The organism is Brevundimonas sp. LF-1, assembly GCF_037055305.1.
Taxonomy (GTDB): domain Bacteria; phylum Pseudomonadota; class Alphaproteobacteria; order Caulobacterales; family Caulobacteraceae; genus Brevundimonas; species Brevundimonas sanguinis.
This window is the reverse complement of sequence record NZ_CP146349.1, coordinates 328608-349636: the sequence shown is the minus strand read 5'-3', so window position 1 is coordinate 349636 and position 21029 is coordinate 328608. Positions and strand designations below refer to the sequence as shown.

16 protein-coding genes and 7 pseudogenes are annotated in these 21029 nt (G+C 68.8%); 14 read left to right on the top strand and 9 right to left on the bottom strand.

Annotation, left to right across the window (positions count from 1 at the left end):
* Positions 1-17 precede the first annotated feature (17 nt).
* From V8F63_RS01930 to V8F63_RS01905, 6 genes and pseudogenes are all read right to left on the bottom strand, one after another.
* Positions 18-860 (bottom strand): hypothetical protein, encoded by an 843-nt coding sequence (locus V8F63_RS01930; RefSeq protein WP_392354344.1) that lies wholly within the window; start codon positions 858-860, stop codon positions 18-20.
* A 285-nt stretch (positions 861-1145) separates the two neighbouring features.
* Positions 1146-2815: pseudogene (locus tag V8F63_RS01925) on the bottom strand (MFS transporter).
* 392 nt (positions 2816-3207) lie between these two features.
* Positions 3208-4653 carry an NAD-dependent succinate-semialdehyde dehydrogenase gene (locus V8F63_RS01920; protein WP_392354343.1) on the bottom strand — a complete coding sequence of 482 codons (1446 nt, stop codon included), beginning with the start codon at positions 4651-4653 and terminating at the stop codon, positions 3208-3210.
* A 91-nt stretch (positions 4654-4744) separates the two neighbouring features.
* On the bottom strand, positions 4745-5347 hold the full coding sequence (locus tag V8F63_RS01915) for a response regulator transcription factor (RefSeq protein WP_025977955.1): 603 nt from the start codon (positions 5345-5347) through the stop codon (positions 4745-4747).
* Entirely contained in the window at positions 5316-5651 is a 336-nt protein-coding gene (locus tag V8F63_RS01910) for an ATP-binding protein (RefSeq protein WP_392354342.1), read from the bottom strand. Before V8F63_RS01910 ends, V8F63_RS01915 begins: the two co-directional genes overlap by 32 nt.
* Before the next feature lie 227 nt (positions 5652-5878).
* Positions 5879-6433: pseudogene (locus V8F63_RS01905) on the bottom strand (PAS domain S-box protein); the annotation flags it as partial.
* A gap of 626 nt (positions 6434-7059) precedes the next feature.
* Between V8F63_RS01905 and V8F63_RS01900 the strand changes: the two are divergent.
* From V8F63_RS01900 to V8F63_RS01845, 12 genes and pseudogenes are all read left to right on the top strand, one after another.
* Positions 7060-7743 (top strand): TorF family putative porin, encoded by a 684-nt coding sequence (locus tag V8F63_RS01900; protein ID WP_392354341.1) that lies wholly within the window; start codon positions 7060-7062, stop codon positions 7741-7743.
* A 49-nt stretch (positions 7744-7792) separates the two neighbouring features.
* The gene (locus tag V8F63_RS01895; protein WP_392354340.1) at positions 7793-9073 is read left to right on the top strand and encodes a HAMP domain-containing protein; all 1281 of its coding nucleotides are present in this window, start codon (positions 7793-7795) and stop codon (positions 9071-9073) included.
* A pseudogene (locus V8F63_RS01890) lies at positions 9046-9791 on the top strand (methyl-accepting chemotaxis protein). The gene V8F63_RS01895 and the pseudogene V8F63_RS01890 overlap by 28 nt, the downstream one beginning before the upstream one ends.
* Positions 9791-10072 carry an STAS domain-containing protein gene (locus V8F63_RS01885; protein WP_025977951.1) on the top strand — a complete coding sequence of 94 codons (282 nt, stop codon included), beginning with the start codon at positions 9791-9793 and terminating at the stop codon, positions 10070-10072. The pseudogene V8F63_RS01890 and the gene V8F63_RS01885 overlap by 1 nt, the downstream one beginning before the upstream one ends.
* Positions 10069-10434, top strand: coding sequence for a response regulator (locus tag V8F63_RS01880; protein WP_003169188.1), 366 nt, complete (start codon positions 10069-10071; stop codon positions 10432-10434). The genes V8F63_RS01885 and V8F63_RS01880 overlap by 4 nt, the downstream gene beginning before the upstream one ends.
* A gap of 19 nt (positions 10435-10453) precedes the next feature.
* Positions 10454-12768, top strand: a pseudogene (locus V8F63_RS01875) (chemotaxis protein CheA).
* A gap of 3 nt (positions 12769-12771) precedes the next feature.
* The gene (locus V8F63_RS01870) at positions 12772-13254 is read left to right on the top strand and encodes a chemotaxis protein CheW (RefSeq protein ID WP_134581570.1); all 483 of its coding nucleotides are present in this window, start codon (positions 12772-12774) and stop codon (positions 13252-13254) included.
* Positions 13217-13393: pseudogene (locus tag V8F63_RS01865) on the top strand (hypothetical protein); the annotation flags it as partial. The gene V8F63_RS01870 and the pseudogene V8F63_RS01865, both read left to right, overlap by 38 nt.
* A gap of 75 nt (positions 13394-13468) precedes the next feature.
* The gene (locus V8F63_RS01860) at positions 13469-14116 is read left to right on the top strand and encodes a CheR family methyltransferase (protein WP_392354339.1); all 648 of its coding nucleotides are present in this window, start codon (positions 13469-13471) and stop codon (positions 14114-14116) included.
* The gene (locus V8F63_RS01855; protein ID WP_253123298.1) at positions 14113-15150 is read left to right on the top strand and encodes a chemotaxis response regulator protein-glutamate methylesterase; all 1038 of its coding nucleotides are present in this window, start codon (positions 14113-14115) and stop codon (positions 15148-15150) included. The genes V8F63_RS01860 and V8F63_RS01855 overlap by 4 nt, the downstream gene beginning before the upstream one ends.
* 8 nt (positions 15151-15158) lie before the next feature.
* Positions 15159-15548, top strand: coding sequence for a response regulator (locus tag V8F63_RS01850; protein WP_025977947.1), 390 nt, complete (start codon positions 15159-15161; stop codon positions 15546-15548).
* A pseudogene (locus V8F63_RS01845) lies at positions 15545-16088 on the top strand (chemotaxis protein CheD). The gene V8F63_RS01850 and the pseudogene V8F63_RS01845 overlap by 4 nt, the downstream one beginning before the upstream one ends.
* On the opposite strand, the gene V8F63_RS01840 reads toward V8F63_RS01845, so the two are convergent.
* Positions 16001-16378 (bottom strand): hypothetical protein, encoded by a 378-nt coding sequence (locus V8F63_RS01840; protein WP_392355130.1) that lies wholly within the window; start codon positions 16376-16378, stop codon positions 16001-16003. The pseudogene V8F63_RS01845 and the gene V8F63_RS01840 overlap by 88 nt on opposite strands.
* An 86-nt stretch (positions 16379-16464) precedes the next feature.
* On the opposite strand from V8F63_RS01840, the gene V8F63_RS01835 reads away from it, so the two are divergent.
* Positions 16465-16941 carry a response regulator gene (locus V8F63_RS01835; protein ID WP_392354338.1) on the top strand — a complete coding sequence of 159 codons (477 nt, stop codon included), beginning with the start codon at positions 16465-16467 and terminating at the stop codon, positions 16939-16941.
* A gap of 106 nt (positions 16942-17047) precedes the next feature.
* Complete coding sequence (locus tag V8F63_RS01830) at positions 17048-17500, top strand: chemotaxis protein CheE (protein WP_134581564.1); 453 nt, start codon at positions 17048-17050, stop codon at positions 17498-17500.
* A 201-nt stretch (positions 17501-17701) separates the two neighbouring features.
* Here the strand turns inward: V8F63_RS01830 and V8F63_RS01825 are convergent, their stop codons facing one another.
* Positions 17702-18961 carry a D-amino acid dehydrogenase gene (locus V8F63_RS01825; RefSeq protein WP_253123294.1) on the bottom strand — a complete coding sequence of 420 codons (1260 nt, stop codon included), beginning with the start codon at positions 18959-18961 and terminating at the stop codon, positions 17702-17704.
* A gap of 177 nt (positions 18962-19138) precedes the next feature.
* Positions 19139-20712, bottom strand: a pseudogene (locus tag V8F63_RS01820) (MFS transporter).
* Positions 20713-21029 lie beyond the last annotated feature (317 nt).

Genomic DNA, 21029 nt, shown 5'->3' with positions numbered 1-21029 from the left:
CGCCAGCGTGGTCAGGATCAGATACAGGGGAAGATCCAGCGCGCGCGGCGCACCTGGGCCGGATCGCCGCCCTCGACGAAGGCGACGTGAAACTGACGCGGCAGGCAGAAGATGGCCAGGGTCGCCACCAGGGTGATGGCCATGAAGCGGGCGTCGATGTGCGGCCAGCGGCCCAACTGCCCCAGACTGTCGGTCACGGCCTGCTTCGACGGCGAGGCGGCCAGCAGGAAGACCGCGAAGACGGCGACGGCCAGCAGGGCGGCCAGCTTGACGATGGACTCGATGCCGATGGCCTGGATCAGGCCGCGGTTGTGTTCGGTCAGGTCGGGCCTTCGTGCGCCGAACAGGATGGCGAACCCGGCCAGAACCGCCGCCATGACCAGAACGGTCAGGCTCTCGGACCCGGCGACGGGGGTGCCGGCCGTGATCAGCTCGCCCGCCATCGACAGCGACTTGAGCTGCAGCGCGATGTAGGGGACCGAGCCCAGGATGGCGACGCCCGCCACCGCCGCGCCCAGCGCCGGGCTCTTGCCGTAGCGCGACGAGATGAAGTCGGCCATCGAGCCGACGTTCTCGCGCCGGGCGGCCGAGGCGATGCGCCGCCACAGCGGCAGCAGCAGGGTCAGCCCCAGGATCGGCCCGACGTAGATTGGCAGATACTCCCACCCGTCGCGCGCCGCCGTGCCGACCGCGCCGTAATAGGTCCAGGACGTGCAGTAGATGGCCAGGGACAGCGCATAGAGCGAGGGCCCCAGCATCCCGCGCCGCGCCTTGATCTGAGGCCGCTCGTACCACCAGGCGATGCCGAACAGGGCGGCCATGTAGAAGGCCGTCAGGGCCAGGGTGGCGAGGCTGAACATGGGCGTCATCTGGGCCGGGCGCGATCTCGCGGGCAAGTGAAAAGAGGGCGGCCAGGCCGAAGCCGGACCGCCCGCAGGTTGGCGAAATACTGGCGCCCCCGTGACCCTTCTCCCCTTGTGGGAGAAGGTGGGCGCCGGAGGCGCTCGGATGAGGGGGGCGGCGCGACCTCTGAAACGCATCGGAGACAGGACTGCGCCGAACCGAACACCGAAGCACAGACACCCCTCATCCGTCTCGCTCCGCGAGCCACCTTCTCCCTCAAGGGGAGAAGGAAGCCGTCGCGCCTAGTCGTGGATGTTCACGTCCTTGCCTTCCTTCACGAAGAGGACGCCGATGATCAGGGTCAGCACGGCGATGGCGATGGGGTACCACAGGCCGTAGTAGATGTTGCCCGTGGCCGCGACCATGGCGAAGGCCGTGGTCGGCAGGAAGCCGCCGAACCAGCCGTTGCCGATGTGATAGGGCAGCGACATGGAGGTGTAGCGCACCTTGGTCGGGAACATCTCGACCAGGGCGGCGGCGATCGGGCCGTAGACCATGGTCACATACAGCACCAGCAGGAACAGGATGCCGATCACCAGCGGCTTGTTGACCAGGGCGCTGTCGGCCTTGGCCGGATAGCCGGCCTCGGCGAGGGCGGCGGTCAGGCCGGCGTCCCAGGTCTTCTTCTGCGCGTCGAAGTCGGCCTTGGCCATGGTCTTGCCGTTGAAGCTGTCGACCACGCGGTCGCCGATGCGCACCTGGGCCACGGTTCCGGCCGGGGCGGCCTCATTGACGTAGGTGACGCCCGCCTTGGCCAGATGGGTCTTGGCGACGTCGCACGAGCTGTTGAAGACGGTCTTGCCGACGGGGTCGAACTGGAAGTGGCAGTCGGCCGGGTCGGCGACGACGGTCACCGGCGACGAGGCCGCCGCAGCGGCCAGACGCGGGTTGGCCGCCTCGGTCAGGGCGCCGAACAGCGGGAAGTAGGTCACGGCGGCCAGCAGGCAGCCCGCCATGATGATGGGCTTGCGGCCGATCTTGTCCGACAGCCAGCCGAAGATGATGAAGAAGGGCGTCGCCAGCGCCAGGGCGGCGGCGATCAGGATGTTGGCCAGGGTCGGATCGACCCTCAGCGTCTTCTCCAGGAAGAACAGGGCGTAGAACTGGCCCGTGTACCAGACCACCGCCTGACCGGCGGCCAGGCCGAACAGGGCGATCAGCACCAGCTTCAGGTTCGGCCACTTCATGAAGCTGTCCTTCAGCGGGGTGGTCGAGCCCTTGCCCTCGGCCTTCATGCGCTTGAACGCCGGGCTTTCCGACAGCTTCAGGCGGATCCACAGGGACACGCCCAGCAGCAGGATCGAGACCAGGAAGGGGATGCGCCAGCCCCATGCGACGAAGGCCTCTTCGCCGACGCTGAAGCGGACGCCCAGGATCACGGCCAGGCTGAGCAGCAGGCCCACGGTGGCGGTGATCTGGATGAAGGAGGTGTAGAAGCCGCGCTTGCCCTCCGGGGCGTGCTCGGCGACGTAGGTGGCGGCGCCGCCGTATTCACCGCCCAGCGCCAGGCCCTGGATCAGGCGCATCAGCACCAGGATGATCGGCGCGGCGATGCCGATGGCGGCGTAGGGGGCAGCAGGCCCACCACGAAGGTCGAGACGCCCATCAGCAGCATGGTCACCAGGAAGGTGTTCTTGCGTCCCCACAGATCGCCCATGCGGCCGAAGACGATGGCCCCGAACGGGCGGACCGCAAAGCCCGCGGCGAAGGCCATCAGGGCGAAGATGAAGCCGGTCGTCTCGTTCACGCCCGAGAAGAACTGGGCGGAGATGATCGCGGCCAGCGAGCCGTAAAGATAGAAGTCGTACCATTCGATGACGGTGCCGACGGAGGAGGCGAGAATCACCAGCCGGTCGTTCTTGTCGACCGTGTGCTCCGCGCCCTCCGCCGCATCCATGGTGCGGTCGGTCATGGGCAGTTCCCTTCCTGTGCGGCCGCGATGCGCGGCGCGTTTCCCTCGCGCCCGGCGTGCTTTGCGCCCGGCGTCGGAAGGAGAGTGACAGCAGGAACGGCGGTTTGCGCAGACCGACCTTGGTCGAATAATTATGCTTCCCTCTCCCGGCGGGAGAGGGCTTGAGCTTCGGAGAGCCGAAGGCGATCCGCAAAGCGAAAGGGTGAGGGGCTAAGGCGTCAGTCGGCGTAAGCCGTCGCGCAACCGCAGATCGCCTTCTATTCGACAAGCCAGAGAGGATGAAGAGGCTGCGCCACGGCCTTCGGCCGACGTTCACCGCGAACCCTCACCCTTTCGCCTGTTCCAATCGCTGCGCTCTTGGAGGCTCAAGCCCTCTCCCATCGGGAGAGGGATCAGATGCCCATGCAGAGGTATTTGATCTCCAGGTAATCCTCGATGCCGTGGCTGGAGCCCTCGCGGCCGAGGCCGGATTGCTTGATGCCGCCGAAGGGCGCGACCTCGGTGGAGATCAGGCCGGTGTTGATGCCGATCATGCCGGTCTGCATCGCCTCGGCCACGCGCCAGACGCGGCTCAGGTCGCGGGCGTAGAAGTAGCCCGCCAGGCCGAAGATGGTGTCGTTGGCCAGCGCAACGCCTTCCTCTTCCGTCTCGAAGCGAACGACGCCGGAAACGGGGCCGAAGGTCTCCTCGCGGCACATCTGCATGTCCTGGGTCACGCCCGACAGGACGGTCGGCTGGAAGAAGGTGCGGCCCAGCTTGTGGCGTTCGCCGCCGGTCAAAAGGGTCGCCCCCTTGGCCAGGGCGTCGGCGACGTGGTCCTCGACCTTCTTCACCGCCTTCTCGTCGATCAGGGGGCCGATCTGGACCCCGTCGTCCAGGCCGTTTCCGACCTTCAACGCCTCGGTGGCCTTTGTCAGCTTGGCGACGAATTCGTCGTAGACGGCGGCCTGGACATAGAAGCGGTTGGTGCAGACGCAGGTCTGGCCCGCGTTGCGGTACTTCGAGGCGACGGCGCCCGCCACGGCCGCGTCGATGTCGGCGTCGTCGAAGACCAGGAAGGGGGCGTTGCCGCCCAGCTCCAGGCTCATCTTCTTGATGGTCTGCGACGACTGCTCCATCAGCAGGCGGCCGATCTCGGTCGAGCCGGTGAAGCTGATCTTGCGCACCGTTTCATTCGACGTCAGCTCGCCGCCGATGGCCGAGGCCGAGCCGGTGACGACGTTGAACAGGCCAGGCGGCAGGCCCGCTTCTTCCGCCAGCACGGCCAGAGCCAGGGCCGACAGCGGCGTCTGACTGGCGGGCTTCAGCACCACGGCGCAGCCGGCGGCCAGGGCCGGGCCGACCTTGCGGGTGATCATGGCGGCGGGGAAGTTCCACGGGGTGATGGCCCCCACCACCCCGACCGGCTGGCGCAGCGTCACCAGCCGCTTGGAGGCGTCGTGGCTCGGGATGACCTCGCCGTAGGTTCGTTTGCCCTCCTCGGCGAACCATTCGATGAAGCTGGCGGCATAGGCGATCTCGCCCTTGGCCTCGGTCAGGCTCTTGCCCTGTTCTCGGGTCAACAGGCGGCCCAGCGCGTCCTGCTCGCTCATCATCAGGTCGAACCAGCGGCGAAGAATGCGGGCGCGCTCGCCCGCCGTTTTCGCGGCCCACGGTTTCATGGCGGCCTCGGCGGCGGCGATGGCGCGGCGGGTCTCAGGGGCGCCCATGTCGGGCACGGTCGCCAGAACCTCGCCTGTAGCGGGGTTGGTCACTTCGAGGGTTCCGCCGCCGTCGGCGTCGATCCAGCGGCCGTCGACATAGGCCTGATGACGCAGCAGACGGGCGGGATCGGACATGGGGCGGACTCCTTGGACGCAAGACACGGGACGGGGCGGGGAGCCGTCATAACGCCTCGGCGCGGACGAGGCTGCACGCCCGCGCGAAAGTCTAGACGAGCATCAGCCCCATGCGCACCAGGGCCGACAGGCTGTCGGCTTCCATCTTGGCCATGACCTTGGCGCGGAAGACCTCGACGGTGCGCGGGCTGATCTTCAGCTGCAGCGCGATCTCCTTGTTGGACAGGCCCGCGATCAGGGCGTCGAAGACCTGGCGCTCGCGCGGGGTCAGCCGTCCCAGACGCATCTGCGCCGCCTGACGGGCCTGCTGGCGCTGGTCCAGATCGTCCATCCGGTTCAGACAGGCGCGGACGGTCTCGATCAGGCGCTCGGGGTCGAACGGCTTTTCGATGAAGTCGACGATGCCGGACTTCATCATCTGCACCGCCATGGTGACGTCGGCGTGGCCGGTGATGACGATGATGGGCCAGGCGTTGCCGCGCAGCTCGATCAGACGGCGCACCAGCTCGGCGCCGTCCATGCCGGGCATCCGCACATCGGTGATGACGCAGGCGGCGGCGTCACCGGGCAGGGCGGCGAAGAAGTCGGCGCCTCCGGCGAAGCCGCGCGCCCGCACGCCGTCGGCCCGCAGCAGGGCCAGCAGGGAATCCCGGACGGCGTCATCATCGTCGATGACGAAGACGGAACGGCTCATCGCGAACCTCCTCGTGACGGCGCAGGGCGAAGGCGAAGGCGGCGCCGCCCAGCGATGGACTGCGGCGCGCCGACAGAGCGCCGCCGTGACGCTCCACGATGGTGCGGGTGACCGACAGCCCCAGCCCCATGCCTGCCGACTTGGTGGTGGTCAGAGGCTGGAAGATGCGCTCGGCGTCCGCCTCGGCGATGCCGGGCCCGTTGTCCTCGACGCTGATGCGATAGACGGGCCCCTCGACCCGGCCGGTGACGCTGACGACCGCGCCGTCGGGACGCTCCGCCGCCGCCTCGACCGCATTGCGCACCAGATTGACCAGAGCCTGCTGGGATGGATGCGGTCGGCGCGGACGTCGTCGTCCTCGGCCTCGGCGTCGAGCCGGACCTCGACCTTCTTGTCCTGGCCGATCATCTGCAGAATAGGCGCCAGATCCTCGATCATCGAAGAGACGCGCTCGCGCCCCAGCACGCTGGTTTCAATGGTCAGGAGCTCGCGCATGCGGTGGATCAGCTTGCCGGCGCGGAGCAATTGACCCTTGGCCAGGTCCAGCGGGGGCCGGGCGGGCTCGGCGGCGGGGCCGGCCTTGAGCATTTCCGCCTGGCTGGCGTGCATATAGGCGGTGGCGGCGCTGAGCGGCTGGTTCAGCTCGTGGGCCAGGGTGGCGGCCATCTCGCCCAGGGAATTCAGCCGCCAGACCTTGTTGAGCTGGGCGTGCAGTTCGCGCGCCTGCGCCTCGGCGGCGTGCGAACGGGTCAGGTCGGTCAGGGCCAGGGCGACGTGCTCCACGCCCGATCCGCCGGGACCGGGCGTGGGCGGTATCAGGCCGAAGCGCAGGCTGAGCGGAAAGGTCGAGCCGTCGGCGCGGCGGCCGGTCCAGTAGCCGCGGCGGGCTTCCAGCTGGCCCGCCTGGTCGTTGGCTTGGTGGACCGCGTCCATGTCGAACTCGGCCGTCAGATCGGAAAAGGGGCGTCCCAGCGCCGCCTCGCGCGGCAGGCCGAACAGGGCCACGGCGGCGCCGTTCATCCGCTGGATCAGGCCGTCCCGGCTGAGGGTGAGGGCGGGGGTCGACAGGAAGGCGGCGTGCAGCATGGCGTCGCGCGCGGTCAGCTGGCGCGCCATGTCGCGGTCCTGACGCCAGGCGGCGATCAGGCTCAGGATCGACAGCAGGGTTAAGGCCAGCGCGATCACGAGCGCGGGGCGCGTCGGGGTCCACGCAAACGCCAGGGCCAAAACCAGACCGGCGCCCGTCAGCGTCGAGAACGCCAGAGCCGCGGCCCAGGCGTGGGGTTTGCGATGCGCGGCGACGGGGCGGCGGTCCAATGCGGAATAAATCGAAAGTCCTCCTGGCGCCCCCGACCAAGGCTGGGATCCTTCATAACAGCGTTGTCAGAATCGAGACGTTCGGGCGTTCTAAATATTCGTTGAGAATGTTGCAATCAGCGCCCGTGATCAGCGCGATCATAGAAACCGCTGTTTCTCAGAATAACGATGATATCAATCGTCTTGTTAACGCTATTGCTTAACTCTACAGTTTCGACGCCGAGCCTTCATGTCGTCTGCAGAGGTCGATCTTGCGGTTGCGGCGTCCCTTGTTGGGACATGCGGACTTATACGTAGGCGGCAGTTTACGATTCCATACGGAAATGCCGGGCAAGACGGTCTCGCTTACAAGAGGTCCGAATGCCCTTTCATGTTTCAGCCCCCGCCAGAACGGCGTGCGCGGGCTTTGTACGGCGGCTCTGGTCGCGGTCGCCTGTGCTGCTGGCCCGGCGACGGCGCAGCCAGTCGATGGCCGCTGGAGCGGCCAGCTGGGCCTCGCCAGCGAATACGTCGGCAAGGGATTGGGCAAGAGCGCGGGCGATCCCAGCCTGAACGGAACGCTGGAGGCGTCGTACGGCGATCTCTACGGCAGCGTCTTCGCCTCGACCGCCCGCCTGTCTCAGGGTTCGGACGCCGAGATCGTCGCCGCTCTGGGCTGGCGGCCCAGGGCGGCGGGCTTCGCCTTTGATCTGTCGGTGATGAACCGCGACCTGCCTGGGACGCGGGCCGGCGTCGACGCCAACTATTGGGAATATCAGGCGGACGTCTCGCGCAGGTTCGGGCGCGTGTCCGGGCGGCTGCGCGTTAACTACACGCCCGACGGCTTCGCCGCGACGCGGCAGGCCTGGTGGATCGAGGCTCAGGCGGCCGCGCCGCTGGGCCCGCGCGCCCGGGCCTCGGCGGCCTTCGCCGTTCGTTCGGCCGACGGCGGGGCCGACTACAACGCCTGGAACATGGGCGTGAAATACAACCTGAGCGAGCGATGGGCGATCGACGCCCGCTGGTACGACACCGACAGCCACGCCCTGGGCGAGAACTACGACGGGCGCCTGGTGGGGGCGCTCAGCTTCAACTTCTGATCGAAAGCCGGTTTCGGCTCTCAAGAGAATCTTCACGGGGAAGAGTTAGATGGACGCCATGTTGAGCGACCTGAAGATCGAAAAGAAACTGATGGCGGCCTTTGCGGTCGTGATCCTGGCCATCGTCGCCATGGGGCTGACGGTGTTTTTGCAGATCAATGCGCTTGATGCGGCGCGGACGGATCGTTCGCGCGCGGGCGTGGTCCAGCGCGAGGCCGAGGCGGCGCAATTCTATCTGGCGCGTCAGGAGGCCAGCTATCGCGGCTTCCTGGTGTCGCGCGACCCCTATTATCTTCAGCGTGTCGAAGAGCATCGCAAGAGCTTCAACCAGAGCCTGGACCGGCTGGTCCAGTTGGACCGCTCCAGCGCGGCGCAGGCGCGCGCGGCCCGCACGGCGGCGGACGAGTGGAACAAGCAGGTGGTTCAGCGCGGCCGGGTCATGGTCGCCGATCAGGCGGGCTGGATGCAGGCCATCGCCATGGTCGGCCGCGACGGTCAGGCCGACAAATTCATCGATCCGGCTGAAAGCGCGCTGGACGGACTGATCGAGAAGAAGGTTCAGGAAAGCCGCCTCTATGGCGAGAAGCAGGTGGCGGCCGCCAAGACGGCCCGCATGGTGCTGATCGGCGGCCTGCTGCTGGCGCTGGCGCTGGCGGGCGGCATGGCGGTGATGCTGACCAATGTCCTGGCCAAGCCGCTGACGGCGATGACGACGGCCATGCGCCGTCTGGCGTCGGGCGACACCTCCGTTCCGGTGCCGGCCGCCGGCCGCAAGGACGAGGTCGGCCAGATGGCCGCCGCCGTCCAGACCTTCAAGGACGCCGCGATCGCCAAGGAAGCCCTTGAAGCCGAGACGGCCGCTCAGCGTCGCGCGGTCGAAGAGGAGCGCGCCCGCGTCGAAGCCGAAAAGGCCAGGGCGGCCGAAGAGGACCGCGTCGCCATCACCGCCCTGGCTGAGGGCCTGAATGCGATGGCGGCAGGCGATCTGACCTACCGGATCGACGTTCCCTTCGCCCCCAAGGCGGAACAGCTGAAGGCTGACTTCAACGCGGCCATTTCGCAGTTGGAGCAGGCCGTGGCCGTGGTGGTCGACAACGTGGCCGCGATCCGCTCGGGCTCGGGCGAGATCAGCCAGGCGTCGGATGACCTGTCGCGTCGCACCGAACAGCAGGCCGCCAGCCTGGAAGAGACCGCAGCGGCTCTGGATGAAATCACCGCCACGGTGAACCGGACCGCCGACGGCGCCGTCAGGCGTCCCGCGTCGTCCAGACGGCGCGCAATGAGGCCGAGGCGTCGGGCGCAGTGGTCAGCGACGCCGTCGCCGCCATGACCGCCATCGAACAGTCCTCCAACCAGATCGGCGCCATCATCGGCGTGATCGACGAAATCGCCTTCCAGACCAACCTTCTGGCGTTGAACGCGGGCGTCGAGGCGGCGCGTGCGGGCGACGCCGGGCGCGGCTTCGCCGTCGTGGCTTCGGAGGTGCGGGCGCTGGCCCAGCGTTCGGCCGACGCGGCCAAGGAGATCAAGACCCTGATCACCGCCTCGGGCCGCCAGGTCGAGCAGGGGTGGCTCTGGTCGGCCAGACCGGCCAGGCCCTGGGCCGCATCGTCGCCGAGGTCGCCGAGATCGACGGGCTGATGTCGGAAATCTCGGCCTCGGCCCAGGAGCAGGCGACGGGCCTGCAACAGGTCAATACCGCCGTGAACCAGATGGATCAGGTGACCCAGCAGAACGCCGCGATGGTCGAGGAATCGACCGCAGCCAGCCATTCCCTGGCTCAGGAAGCCGACGTCCTGGCCGCCTCGGTGGCGCGTTTCAAGGTCGCTCAGGGCGCAAACGGGGTCGCGGCCCCGGCGCGCGTTTCGGCCCCTCCGTCGCAAGGCCAGTCGCCGTTCAAGGCGAAGCCGGCGCCGGTCGCCGCGGACGCTGCGCCGGCCCGCACGCCCCAGCCGGTGGCCGAGACGGTCGCCGCCCTGAAGACGATGGGACGCGGCGGCGCGGCCCTGAAGGCTGAAATCATCGAAGACGGCTGGGAGGAGTTCTGATGGCGGCTGTGGTCGTTCTGGCCCCGGTTCTGGACCTGCGCGCGGCCGAGCCGCTGAAGGGCGAACTGCTGGCGGCGCGCGGTCAGGCCCTGACGCTGGACGGTTCGGCCGTCGAGCGGCTGGGCGGGCTGTGCCTTCAGCTGCTGTTGTCGGCGATCCGCACCTGGCGCGCCGACGGCCAGGCTTTGACCTTCGTCAATGCCTCCGAGGCCATGACGACCCAATGGAGCGCCTTCGGCGCTTCGCTCTCCGACCTTTCCACACAGGACGCCCTGCAATGACCAAGACCGTTCTGACCGTCGACGATTCGCGCACCATGCGCGACATGCTGATGCTGGCGCTCAAGGACGCGGGCTATCGCGTGGTCCAGGCCGAGGACGGCGTCCATGGTCTGGAGGTGCTTCAGGCCGAAAGCCCCGACATCGTCATCACCGACATCAACATGCCGCGCATGGACGGCTTCGGCTTCATCGAGGGGATGCGGGCGGACCCGGCCTTCAGCGCCGTTCCCGTGCTGGTCCTGACGACCGAGAGCGACGCCGCCAAGAAGCAGCGCGCCCGCGAGGCCGGGGCCACCGGCTGGATCGTCAAGCCGTTCGATCCCGTGCGTCTGGTCGACGCCGTGCGTCGCGTGGCGGCGTAAGAAAAAGGGGCGCGGGGCGATGAGCGACGATCCGTTCGAGGCGATCAAGGCGACCTTCTTTCAGGAGTGCGAGGAGCTGCTCGCCGATCTGGAAGGCAATCTGCTGACGCTGGAGTCCGGATCGACGGACATCGAGGTCATCAACGCCGTCTTCCGCGCCGTTCACTCGGTCAAGGGCGGGGCGGGGGCCTTCGGGCTGGAGGACCTGGTCCGCTTCGCCCACGTCTTCGAGACGCTGATGGACGAGCTGCGCTCGGGCCGCAAACCGTGCGACGATGCGACCGTGAAGACCCTGCTGCGCGCCGCCGACGTGCTGGCCGACCACGTCGCCGCTGCGCGCGGCGCGGGCGCGCCCGTCGACCCGGCGCGTTCGGCCGGACTGGTCGCCGAGCTTGAGGCCCTGACCTATGGCGGCGCCGCCCCGGTCGCGGCCGTCGAGCCGGAAGAGGACGACTTCGGCTTCACGCCGGTGGCCATGGATCTGGGCGCGTTCGAAGCGCCGGCGGGCCTGCCGGATCTGGCCGATCTGCCGCCCTTGCCGGATCTGGCGGCCTTGGCGCCCTGTCCGCTCCGGCGCCTCTGCCTGACCTGTCGGCCCCGGCCGCGGCGGGCGGCTGGAAGATCGTCTTGCGCCCTCATCCGCGCCTCTACGCCAGCGCCAACGAGACCGGGCTGCTGCTGCGCGAACTGGCCCGCCTGGGTCCGACGCGGGTGCAGCTGGACGACAGCGGCCTGCCGCTGCTGGACGCGCTGGAGCCGACCGACAGCCATTTGATCTGGACCATCGAACTGGACGGCGACGCCAGCGAGGCCGAGGTGCGCGAGGTCTTCGACTTCGTGGAGATGGACTGCGACCTGAGCATCACGCCGCTGTCCGGCGACGGTCCCGCCGAGGCTGCGCCTGCGGCGGCTGAGGCGCAAAGCGACGCCTCGGCCCTGGCCCGCGCCGCGTCGTCGGAACTGGATATCGCCGCCCTGCTGGCCTCAGTCGGCGCCGGGTCGACGGAGGCGCCTGCCGCTGTCGTCGCGCCTGTGATCGCCGCGCCTGAACCTGTCGCGCCGCCGCCGGTCGTCGCCAAGCCTGCGCCGGCCGCTCCGGCGCCTGTGCAAGCGACGCCCGCCGCCGCCGCGCCGGTGACCATCCGCGTCGATCTGGAGCGGGTCGATCGCCTGATCAACGCGGTCGGGGAACTGGTCATCCAGCAGGCCATGCTGGCCCAGCGCGTGACCGAGAGCGGTCTGGCCCGTTCCTCCGATATCGGCCTGGGCCTCGAAGACCTGGAGCTGCTGACGCGCGAGATTCAGGACAGCGTCATGGCCATCCGGGCCCAGCCGGTGAAGTCGGTGTTCCAGCGGATGCCGCGTCTGGTGCGCGAGGCGGCCGAGGCCACCGGCAAGAAGGTGAAACTGGTCACCTCGGGCGAGGACACCGAGGTCGACAAGACCGTGATCGAACGCCTGTCCGATCCCATCACCCACATGCTGCGCAACGCCATCGACCACGGGCTGGAAGGGCCTGAGGAGCGTCTGGCGGCGGGCAAGCCGGCCGAGGGGACGGTGCGTCTGGCGGCCCTGCACCGCTCGGGCCGGATCGTCATCGAGATTTCCGACGACGGCAAGGGCATCAACCGCCCGCGCGTCAGGGGCATCGCTGTCGAGCGCGGCCTGATCGCCGAGGACGCCATCCTGTCGGACGACGAGATCGACAATCTGATCTTCCTGCCCGGCTTCTCGACCGCGACCGAGGTGTCGGACCTGTCGGGCCGGGGCGTGGGCATGGACGTGGTGCGCCGCTCGATCCAGTCGCTGGGCGGGCGTATCTCGATCAGCTCCGTGCCGGGCAAGGGCTCGACCTTCACCCTCAGCCTGCCGCTGACCCTGGCCGTGCTGGACGGCATGGTGGTCGGCGCGGCCGATCAGACCCTGGTCGCGCCCCTGGCCGCCATCGTCGAGAGCCTGACGCCGAACGAAGCCGACATCCATTACGTCGGCGGCGTCGATCCGGTGCTGCGCTTCCGGGAGGCCTTCGTGCCGCTGGTGGACGTCGGCTTGGCCATGGGCTTCCGCGACGACCCCACGGTCCTGAAGGGCGGGGTGGTGATGATCGTCGAGACCGAAAGCGGCCAGCGCGCCGCCCTGTTGGTCGACGCCATCCACGGCCAGCGCCAGGTCGTCATCAAGAGCCTGGAATCCAACTACCGCCACGTCGAGGGCGTGGCCGCCGCCACCATCTTGGGCGACGGCCGCGTGGCCCTGATCCTCGATATCGACGCCCTAGTGACCGCCAAGCGTTCCCGAACCCCGTCGCGTTCCGACCTGCAAATGGCGAGCTGAACCATGACCCACATTGACCACATTCTCACCCCCAACGTCGCCGGGACCGATCGCGAACTGATCGCCTTCCGCATCGGCGAACAGGAATTCTGCGTCGACATCATGAGCGTGCGCGAGATCCGCGGCTGGACCCCGGCCACGCCCCTGCCCCGCTCGCCCGCCTATATGAAGGGCGTCATCAACCTGCGCGGGGTGGTGCTGCCGATCATCGATCTGGGCGCGCGCTTCGGCCTGCAGACCGGCGAGCCGACCGAGCGTCACGTCATCATGGTGGCCCATGTGGGCTCGCGTCTGGTGGGCCTGCTGGTCGATGCGGTGTCGGACATCGTGCAGCTGTCGGACGCGGCCATCCAGCCGACCCCGGACGTGGCCAGCGATCATGTGAAGTCCTTCGTGAAGGGCATCTTCGCCGTCGAGGGCGGCCGCATGATCAGCCTGATCGACCTGGATCACGTTCTGCCGGAAAGCGAGGCCGAAGCGGCATGACGACCGTCGCCGGGCGGGGGCTCTGGTCGAAGGCGAGTTCGTCTTCACGGCCGAGGATTTCCGCCACATCGCCCAAACCCTGCACGCCCACGCCGGCATCGCCCTCAGCGAAGGCAAGGCGGCGCTGGTCTATTCGCGGCTGGCCAAACGCCTGCGCCTGCTGGGCCTGCGCAGTTTCCGCGACTACTGCGCCCTGATCGACGGGGCGCAGGGCGTGGACGAGCGCCAGGCGATGATGGCGGCCCTGACCACCAACGTCACCCGCTTCTACCGCGAGCCGCACCACTTCGATCACCTGCGCGACAAGGTGATGCCGGAACTGGCCGCCAAGGCGCGGGCGGGCGGGCGCGTGCGCCTGTGGTCCGCCGCCTGCTCGAACGGCCAGGAGCCCTATTCGATGGCGATGACGGTGATGGATGTCCTGCCCGAGGCGGCCGAGCTGGACGTGCGCATCCTGGCCACCGACATCGACCCCAACATGGTCGCCGAGGGCGCGGCGGGCGTCTATTCCGACGACCTGTTGGCCCCGGTCCCGGCCGCGTCGCGCCGGCATTTCGAGCCGGTGGCGGGCGCGCCCGGCCGCTTCAGCGCCGATGCGGCCCTGCGCCGTCTGGTGACGTTCAAGGAGCTGAACCTGATCGGCGACTGGCCCATGCGCGGCCGCTTCGACGTAATCTTCTGCCGCAACGTGGTCATCTATTTCGATGACGCGACCCAGGAGCGCGTCTGGGGCCGGTTCACGCCGATCCTGAACCCCGGCGGCGTCCTCTACATCGGCCATTCCGAGCGGGTGACGGGTCCGGCGGCGCAACAGCTGCAGCCCGCCGGCCTGACCACCTACGTCAAGGGAGCGGGGGCATGAGCGCGGTCTCGGTCCTGGTGGTGGACGACAGCGCCACCATGCGCAGCCTGATCAGCGCCGTCCTGCGCCGCGACCCTGAGATCAATGTGGTCGGCACGGCCGCCGATCCGCTGGAGGCGCGCGCCAAGATCAAGGAGCTGAACCCCGACGTCATCACCCTGGACGTCGAAATGCCCAATATGAACGGGCTGGAGTTCCTGGAGAAGATCATGCGGCTGCGGCCCATGCCCGTGGTCATGGTCTCGACCCTGACGCAGGCGGGGACCGACGTGACCCTGGCCGCGCTGGAGGTCGGGGCGGTGGACGCCGTGGCCAAGCCCGCGCCGGGCGTGCCGGTTCAGGAAGCCTTCGGCGATCTGGCGGAAAAGGTGAAGGTCGCCGCCCGCTCGCGCGTCCGTCCGCTGGAGACCCGCGCGGTTCAGGGCCATGAGGGCGCCTATCACGCCGACCCCAACCATGTGCTGGCCATCGGTTCGTCCACCGGCGGGGTCGAGGCCCTGCTGACCATCCTGTCGGCCTTCCCCGCCGACTGCCCGCCGACGCTGGTGACCCAGCACATGCCCGCCAGCTTCACCAAGAGCTTCGCCGCCCGCCTGAACAAGGCCTCGGCCGCCGCGGTCAGCGAGGCCGAGGACGGCGCGCCGCTGAAGCCGGGCCATGTCTACATCGCGCCGGGCGGGGACGCCCACCTGGTCGCCTCGGGCGGACGCTGCCGCCTGATCGCCGCCGATCCGGTCAACGGCCACCGCCCCTCGGTCGACGTGTTGTTCGGTTCGGTCGCCCAGCTGGGCCGCCCGATGACGGGCGTCATCCTGACCGGCATGGGCAAGGACGGGGCCAAGGGCCTGCTGGCCATGCGCCAGGCCGGCGCCCGCACCCTGGGCCAGGACGAGGCGTCCTGCGTCGTCTATGGCATGCCGCGCGCGGCCTTCGAACTGGGCGCCGTCGAGCGCCAGCTGCCCCTGTCCCGCATGGCCCCCGCCATCCTCGAATCCTGCGCCGCCCGCACGGCCGCGCCCCAGTCTGTCGCGTAAGGACGTTTATGCCCGCCGCCTCCGCCATCCGCACCCTCGTCGTCGATGATCAGCTGACGATGCGCTCGCTTGTCCGCGCCAGTCTGCAGCAGATCGGCGTGCGCGACATCGAGGAAGCGCCCGACGGCGAGGCGGCCCTGCGCTCCCTGCTGGTGCAGCCGGTCCATCTGGTGATCTCGGACTTCAACATGCCGAACCTTGACGGGCTGAGCCTGCTGCGCGCCATCCGGGCGCATCCGCCGCTCTCCAAGACGGCCTTCATCATGCTGACCGGCCGGGCCGACCGAGAGCTGGTCCAGCGCGCCGTGCAGTTCGGGGTGAACAACTATCTGGTGAAGCCCTTCACCACCGCCCAGCTGAAAGAGAAGCTGGAAGCGGTCTTCGGCCCGCTGACGTGACCGGCGCGGCGGTCCAGGAGCCGGTCGAGCGGCGCGTGCACGTGGGGCAGGGCGATCACTATGTGTCGTCCGATCCCGACGTCGTGCTCACGACCGTCCTGGGCAGCTGCGTGGCCCTGTGCCTGCGCGACCCGCAGGCGGGGGTCGGGGGATGAACCACTTCCTGCTGCCCGAAGGCGCCGGGGCCGAGAGCGGGGCCAGCCGCCGCTACGGCGCCTATCTGATGGAAGTCCTGATCAACGATGTGCTGAAGGCGGGCGGTCGCCGCGACCGGCTGGAGGCCAAGCTGTTCGGCGGCGGCCGGATGTTCGACGCCCTGACCGACATCGGGTCGGCCAACGCCGACTTCGCCGAGAAATTCCTGGCGGACGAGGGCATTCCCGTCGTCAGCCGCAGTCTGAGGGCGCCGGCGGGCGCCGTATTCACTATTGGCCGGTCAGCGGTCGGGCGCGTCAGCGCGTGGTGACGGACGGCGCCAGCCTGCCGCCCGCGACGCCGCCGCCGACGCCTGTCGCTGCCGGGGATCTGGAGCTGTTCTGATGGCTGAAACAGACAATCGCGACCTGCTGGCCGCCATGGCGGCGGAGCTGTCGGACATCCGCGCCGAGATCGAGGCGGCGGGCGGGCTGGTGTCCGAGGTGCTGCGCCAGCTGCCGGCCGAGACGCGGCTGGGCTATCTGACGCGCAGCCAGAGCTTCGACGTCCTGTCCCAGCGGATCGAGGCCCTGGCCGGACTGGCGCAGGCCGTGGCCGAGGAGCAGCCGATGGACACCGCCCTGGCGGCTCTGCCTCTGGCCGAGATGGCCGAGCGGATGCAGGAAACGGCCCACCGCGCCCGCCCTCGGCGGCGCCCGCTGACGATCCGGACGCGGCGTCCGGCGCCTCGGCGCCGGGTGTGCTGCAACTGTTCTGAGCGATGGCCGACGACCGCATCAATCTGGAGCAGTCGACGGTGCTGCTGGTCGACGACACGCCGCAGGCGCTGGACATGCTCGGCTCGATCTTTCAGGGCTTCGGCGTCAAGGAGCAGATCAAACGCCCCTCGGCCGTCGAGGCGGTGAAGCTCCTGCAACAGCGTCCGGTCGATCTGATCGTCATCGACTGCGGCGACCCGGAGATGGACGGCTACGCCTTCACCCGCTGGCTGCGGCGCGAGACGCCTGCGCCGATGCGCTATACGCCGGTCATCCTGGTCACCGGCCACGCCTCCCAGTCCAAGGTGCAGGAAGGCCGCGACTGCGGCGTCAGCTTCGTCATCACCAAGCCTCTGACGCCGGCCGTGCTGTTGAGACGCATCTTGTGGCTGGCGGGCGATGAGCGCGAGTTCGTCGAGTGCGCGACCTATGTCGGTCCCGATCGGCGCGTCCGTATTTCGGCCCGCCCGTGGGCATGACCGGGCGCCGCAAGGGCGACCTGTCGGCTCACGTCGGCCACGCCGTCGAAGAGAATATGGATCAGGCCGATATCGACATGCTGCTGAAACCGCAGAGGGTGTCCCTGTGAGCGAGCCTGTGATCACCCGGATCAAGACCTCTCTGGCGCAGCAGATGGCCCAGCCGGGCGGCCGGACCCTAAGCGATGTTCAGCGCCGCGCTGACGAACGACTGGGCCGCCACAAGGCCGAGGTCATGGCCGAGATCGAAGCCGCCGTTGCGAGGCTGGAAAGCCTGTGCGCAGCGCGGCCGCAGGCGTCCGGCGCCGAAGTCTATCGTCTGGCGTCGCGGGTGGTGGATTTGGCGGGCTTCTTCGACACCGGGCCGCTGTTCGACGCGGGCTACAGCCTGGCCGATACAGCCGACCGCATGACGGCGGCGGACGCCTGGGACTGGCCGCCGGTGCAGGTGCACGTCCAGGCGCTGCGGCTGATCCTCAACGCCGGCTGCGAACGCAATGCGGCGACGCAGCAGTTGCTGAACGGCCTGAAGGCCGTGGCGGCGAAAGCAAGAAGCTAGGCCCTTCTCCCCTTGTGGGAGAAGGTGGCTCGCGGAGCGAGACGGATGAGGGGTGTCGACGCGAAGCCTGACCATTGTTGACTGAGGCCGACGCCTTGTTCGGATAATGAGGCGCTAGCACCCCTCATCCGAGCGCCTTGCGGCGCCCACCTTCTCCCACAAGGGGAGAAGGATTTGTGCGTGTTATCGCCTCAGAATGAATCAGCGGCCGTATCGCGCGATGCCCAGGTCGGCCGTCTCGATATCCGGGGTCTGGCCGCTGATCAGATCGGCGATGACGCGGGCCGAGCCGCACGCCATGGTCCAGCCCAGCGTGCCGTGGCCGGTGTTCAGGAACAGATTGTCGATCTTGGTCTTGCCGATGACCGGGGTGCCGTCCGGCGTCATGGGGCGCAGGCCCGACCAGTAGCTGGCCGCCTTCAGGTCGCCCGCGCCGGGGAAGAGCGAGCCGACCGAGTGCTCCAGCGTATTGCGGCGGCGCTCGGGCAGGGCGTCCGAGAAGCCGGCGATCTCGGCCATGCCGCCGACGCGGATGCGGTCGCCCAGGCGGGTGATGGCCACCTTGTAGCTCTCGTCCATGATGGTCGAGACCGGCGCGGCCGGCTCATTGATGATCGGGGCGGTGATCGAATAGCCCTTCACCGGATAGACCGGCAGGGTCATGCCCAGCGGCTTGACCAGCATCGGCGAATAGGAGCCCAGCGCCAGCACATAGGCGTCGGCCGTGACCAACCCCTTGTCGGTCTTGACCCCGGTGATGCGGCCGCCCTCGGCGATCAGGCCCTGAATGGTCGTGCCGTACTGGAAGGTCACGCCCTGCGTCGCGGCGGCGTGGTCGGCCAGGGCGACGGTGAACTTGAAGCAGTCGCCCGTCTCGTCGCGCGGCAGGCGCAGGCCGCCGACGAACAGATCGCGCGTCGCCTTCAGGCCCGGCTCGGCGGCGATGCAGCCGTCCTGGTCCAGCACTTCGAACGGCACGCCGCCTTCGCGCAGGACCTCGGTGTCCTTGTAGATGCCGTCCAGCTGCTTCTGCGTGCGGAACAACTGCAGCGTGCCCTGGGTGCGGTGGTCATACTGAAGGCCCAGTTCCTCGTTCAGCGCCGTCTGCACCACCTGGCTGTAATCGGCCAGACGCACCATGCGGGCCTTGTTCAGCGCATAGCGGGCCGAGGTGCAGTTGCGCAGCAGCGACAGCAGCCAGGCCACGGTCGGGGCGTTGATCTGGGGGTGCAGGATCAGCGGCGCGTGGCGCATGAACAGCCACTTCACCGCCTTGGCGGGAATGCCGGGCGCGGCCCAGGGCGAGGAATAGCCGGGCGAGATCTCGCCAGCGTTGGCGAAGCTGGTCTCCAGCGCCGGACCGCTCTGGCGGTCGATGACGGTGACCTCATGGCCCTGGCGGGCCAGGTAGTGGGCGGTCGTCACGCCGATCACGCCGGCGCCGAGGATTGCGATCTTCATGGGTCTTGACCTTGCGCGAACCAGACGCGTGGCTCCCTAGACCAGATTTTGCGCCCTTCGCGCAAGCCGCAGTTTGTGTGCGCCGCAATATCGACAGGCTTGATAAGGACTGCCTGTGTTCGGCCAATCACTGTCGATTATTTGCTCAGCATATTGAGCAAGCGCGTCGGGTCGGCGTCAGGAGGATCGGGTCGGGTCCGTCAGGGGCTCTCCATAGTGGCGGTCGCCGTGCAGATTGGCGGCCAGGGGGACGGTGGTGCGCTCGATCATGCGGTGCACGACGGGCTTGTCCGGTCCCTGGTGCAGGGCGCGGATGCCCTCGTTGATCGCGGCGTCGGCGTGGGTGATGCGCTGGTTGTGACGGATGTAGTCCAGCCAGGTCGGCGTCTGATACTTCTCGACCCAGATCTCAGGCTCGGCCAGGTCGCGCATCACCCGCCATTGGCGCGCGCCGTCGCGGCGGCGGATGCGGCGCCGCTCGTCCATCAGCGCCAGGAAGGCGTCGATGTCCTGCTCGCGGATGCGATAGGCGATGGAGACGATGATCGGCCCGCTGCGGGGCTCTATCGCCAGGGTGGTCTGCGGCTCGGTCCAGCGGCGCAGCAGGTCCATGTTCAGGTTGGCGGTCGAGGGCAGGGGCACCCTCAGGCCGATCAGCACGCAGAGCACCAGCACCCCGGCCGAGACCGCCAGGGCGATATCGACGCCATAGGCCTGGGCCAGCGCCCCCACAGCCAGCTGCCGCCGGCCATGCCGCCGAAGGCCGCCATCTGGTAGAGCGACAGCGCTCGCGCCACGACCCAGCGCGGCACCGACATCTGCACCGTGACGTTGAAGCTGGACAGCACCAGCACCCAGCCCGCCCCGGCCAGCATCAGCGCCGGCAGGGTGACCGCCAGCCAGGGGATGTAGCCCAGGCCGACCGCAGCCGCCGCAAACACCAGGGCGGCGACGCGGACGATGGTCTCCGTCTCGTATTTGGCGCGCAGCCGGCCGACGAACAGGGCGCCGCCGACCGCGCCCACGCCGAACGAACCCAGCAGCAGGCCGAAGGCCAGCGGACCGCCGCCGTTCTCGCGCGCGACCACGGGCATCAGCGCCTGAACCGCGCTGGCGCCCACGCCGAACACCACGGCGCGCAGCAGCACCGCCGTCACGCGCGGCGACAGGAAGGCGTAGCGCACGCCCCCGGCCATGGCCGCCAGCAGGCCTTCGCGCGGCAGGGTCTGCTTGGGCCGCTCGGGCTTCCAGCGGAACAGCACGAACAGCAGGCCCAGATAGCTGACGGCGTTGACGGCGAAGGCCGCCGCCGCGCCCGCCGCCGCCACGATCAAGCCGCCCAGCGCCGGGCCGACGCTGCGGGCCATGTTGAAGCCCATGGAGTTGATGGTCACGGCCCCGGCCAGATCCTCACGCGGGACCATGTCGCCGACCGAAGCCTGCCACGCCGGGCCGTTGAAGGCGACGCCGCAGCCGATCAGGAAGGTGAAGGTCAGCAGCACCCAGGGCGTGATCCAGCCCATCCAGGTCATCGCCGCCAGCCCCGCCGAGACCAGCAGCATGAAGGTCTGGGCCGCCAGCATGATCTTGCGTCGGTCCACCGTGTCGGCCAGCGCCCCGGCCGCCAGCGACAGCAGCATGATCGGCAGAGTGACCGAGGCCTGCACCAGGGCGACCATCTGGGCCGAGGCGATGGAGGTCATCATCCATGCGGCGCCGACCGACTGGATCAGCCCGCCGAAATTGGTCACCAGGCTGGTGATCCACACCGCCCGGAAGATCGGGTGCCGCAGCGGCGCTAAGGCCGAGGGCCGGCCGGGCGGGACGGGTGCGGGGGCGGAGGGGGGCGGAGGAGGATGCGTCGGCGGTTGAACTCATGCCTGACGGCTCCTCGCATCGGCGACCGGGGCATCGGCGACCGGGGCATGGGCGACCGGGGCATGGGCGATAGAGAGCAGGCGAGAACCAACGACGACCATGCGGTCAATCCACACGGCTTCGGCGGGGGAAGCAAGCCGGTAAGCGGTCACTTGGGGTTCCGGATTATTGGCGTCGCGGGAGCAGCGAC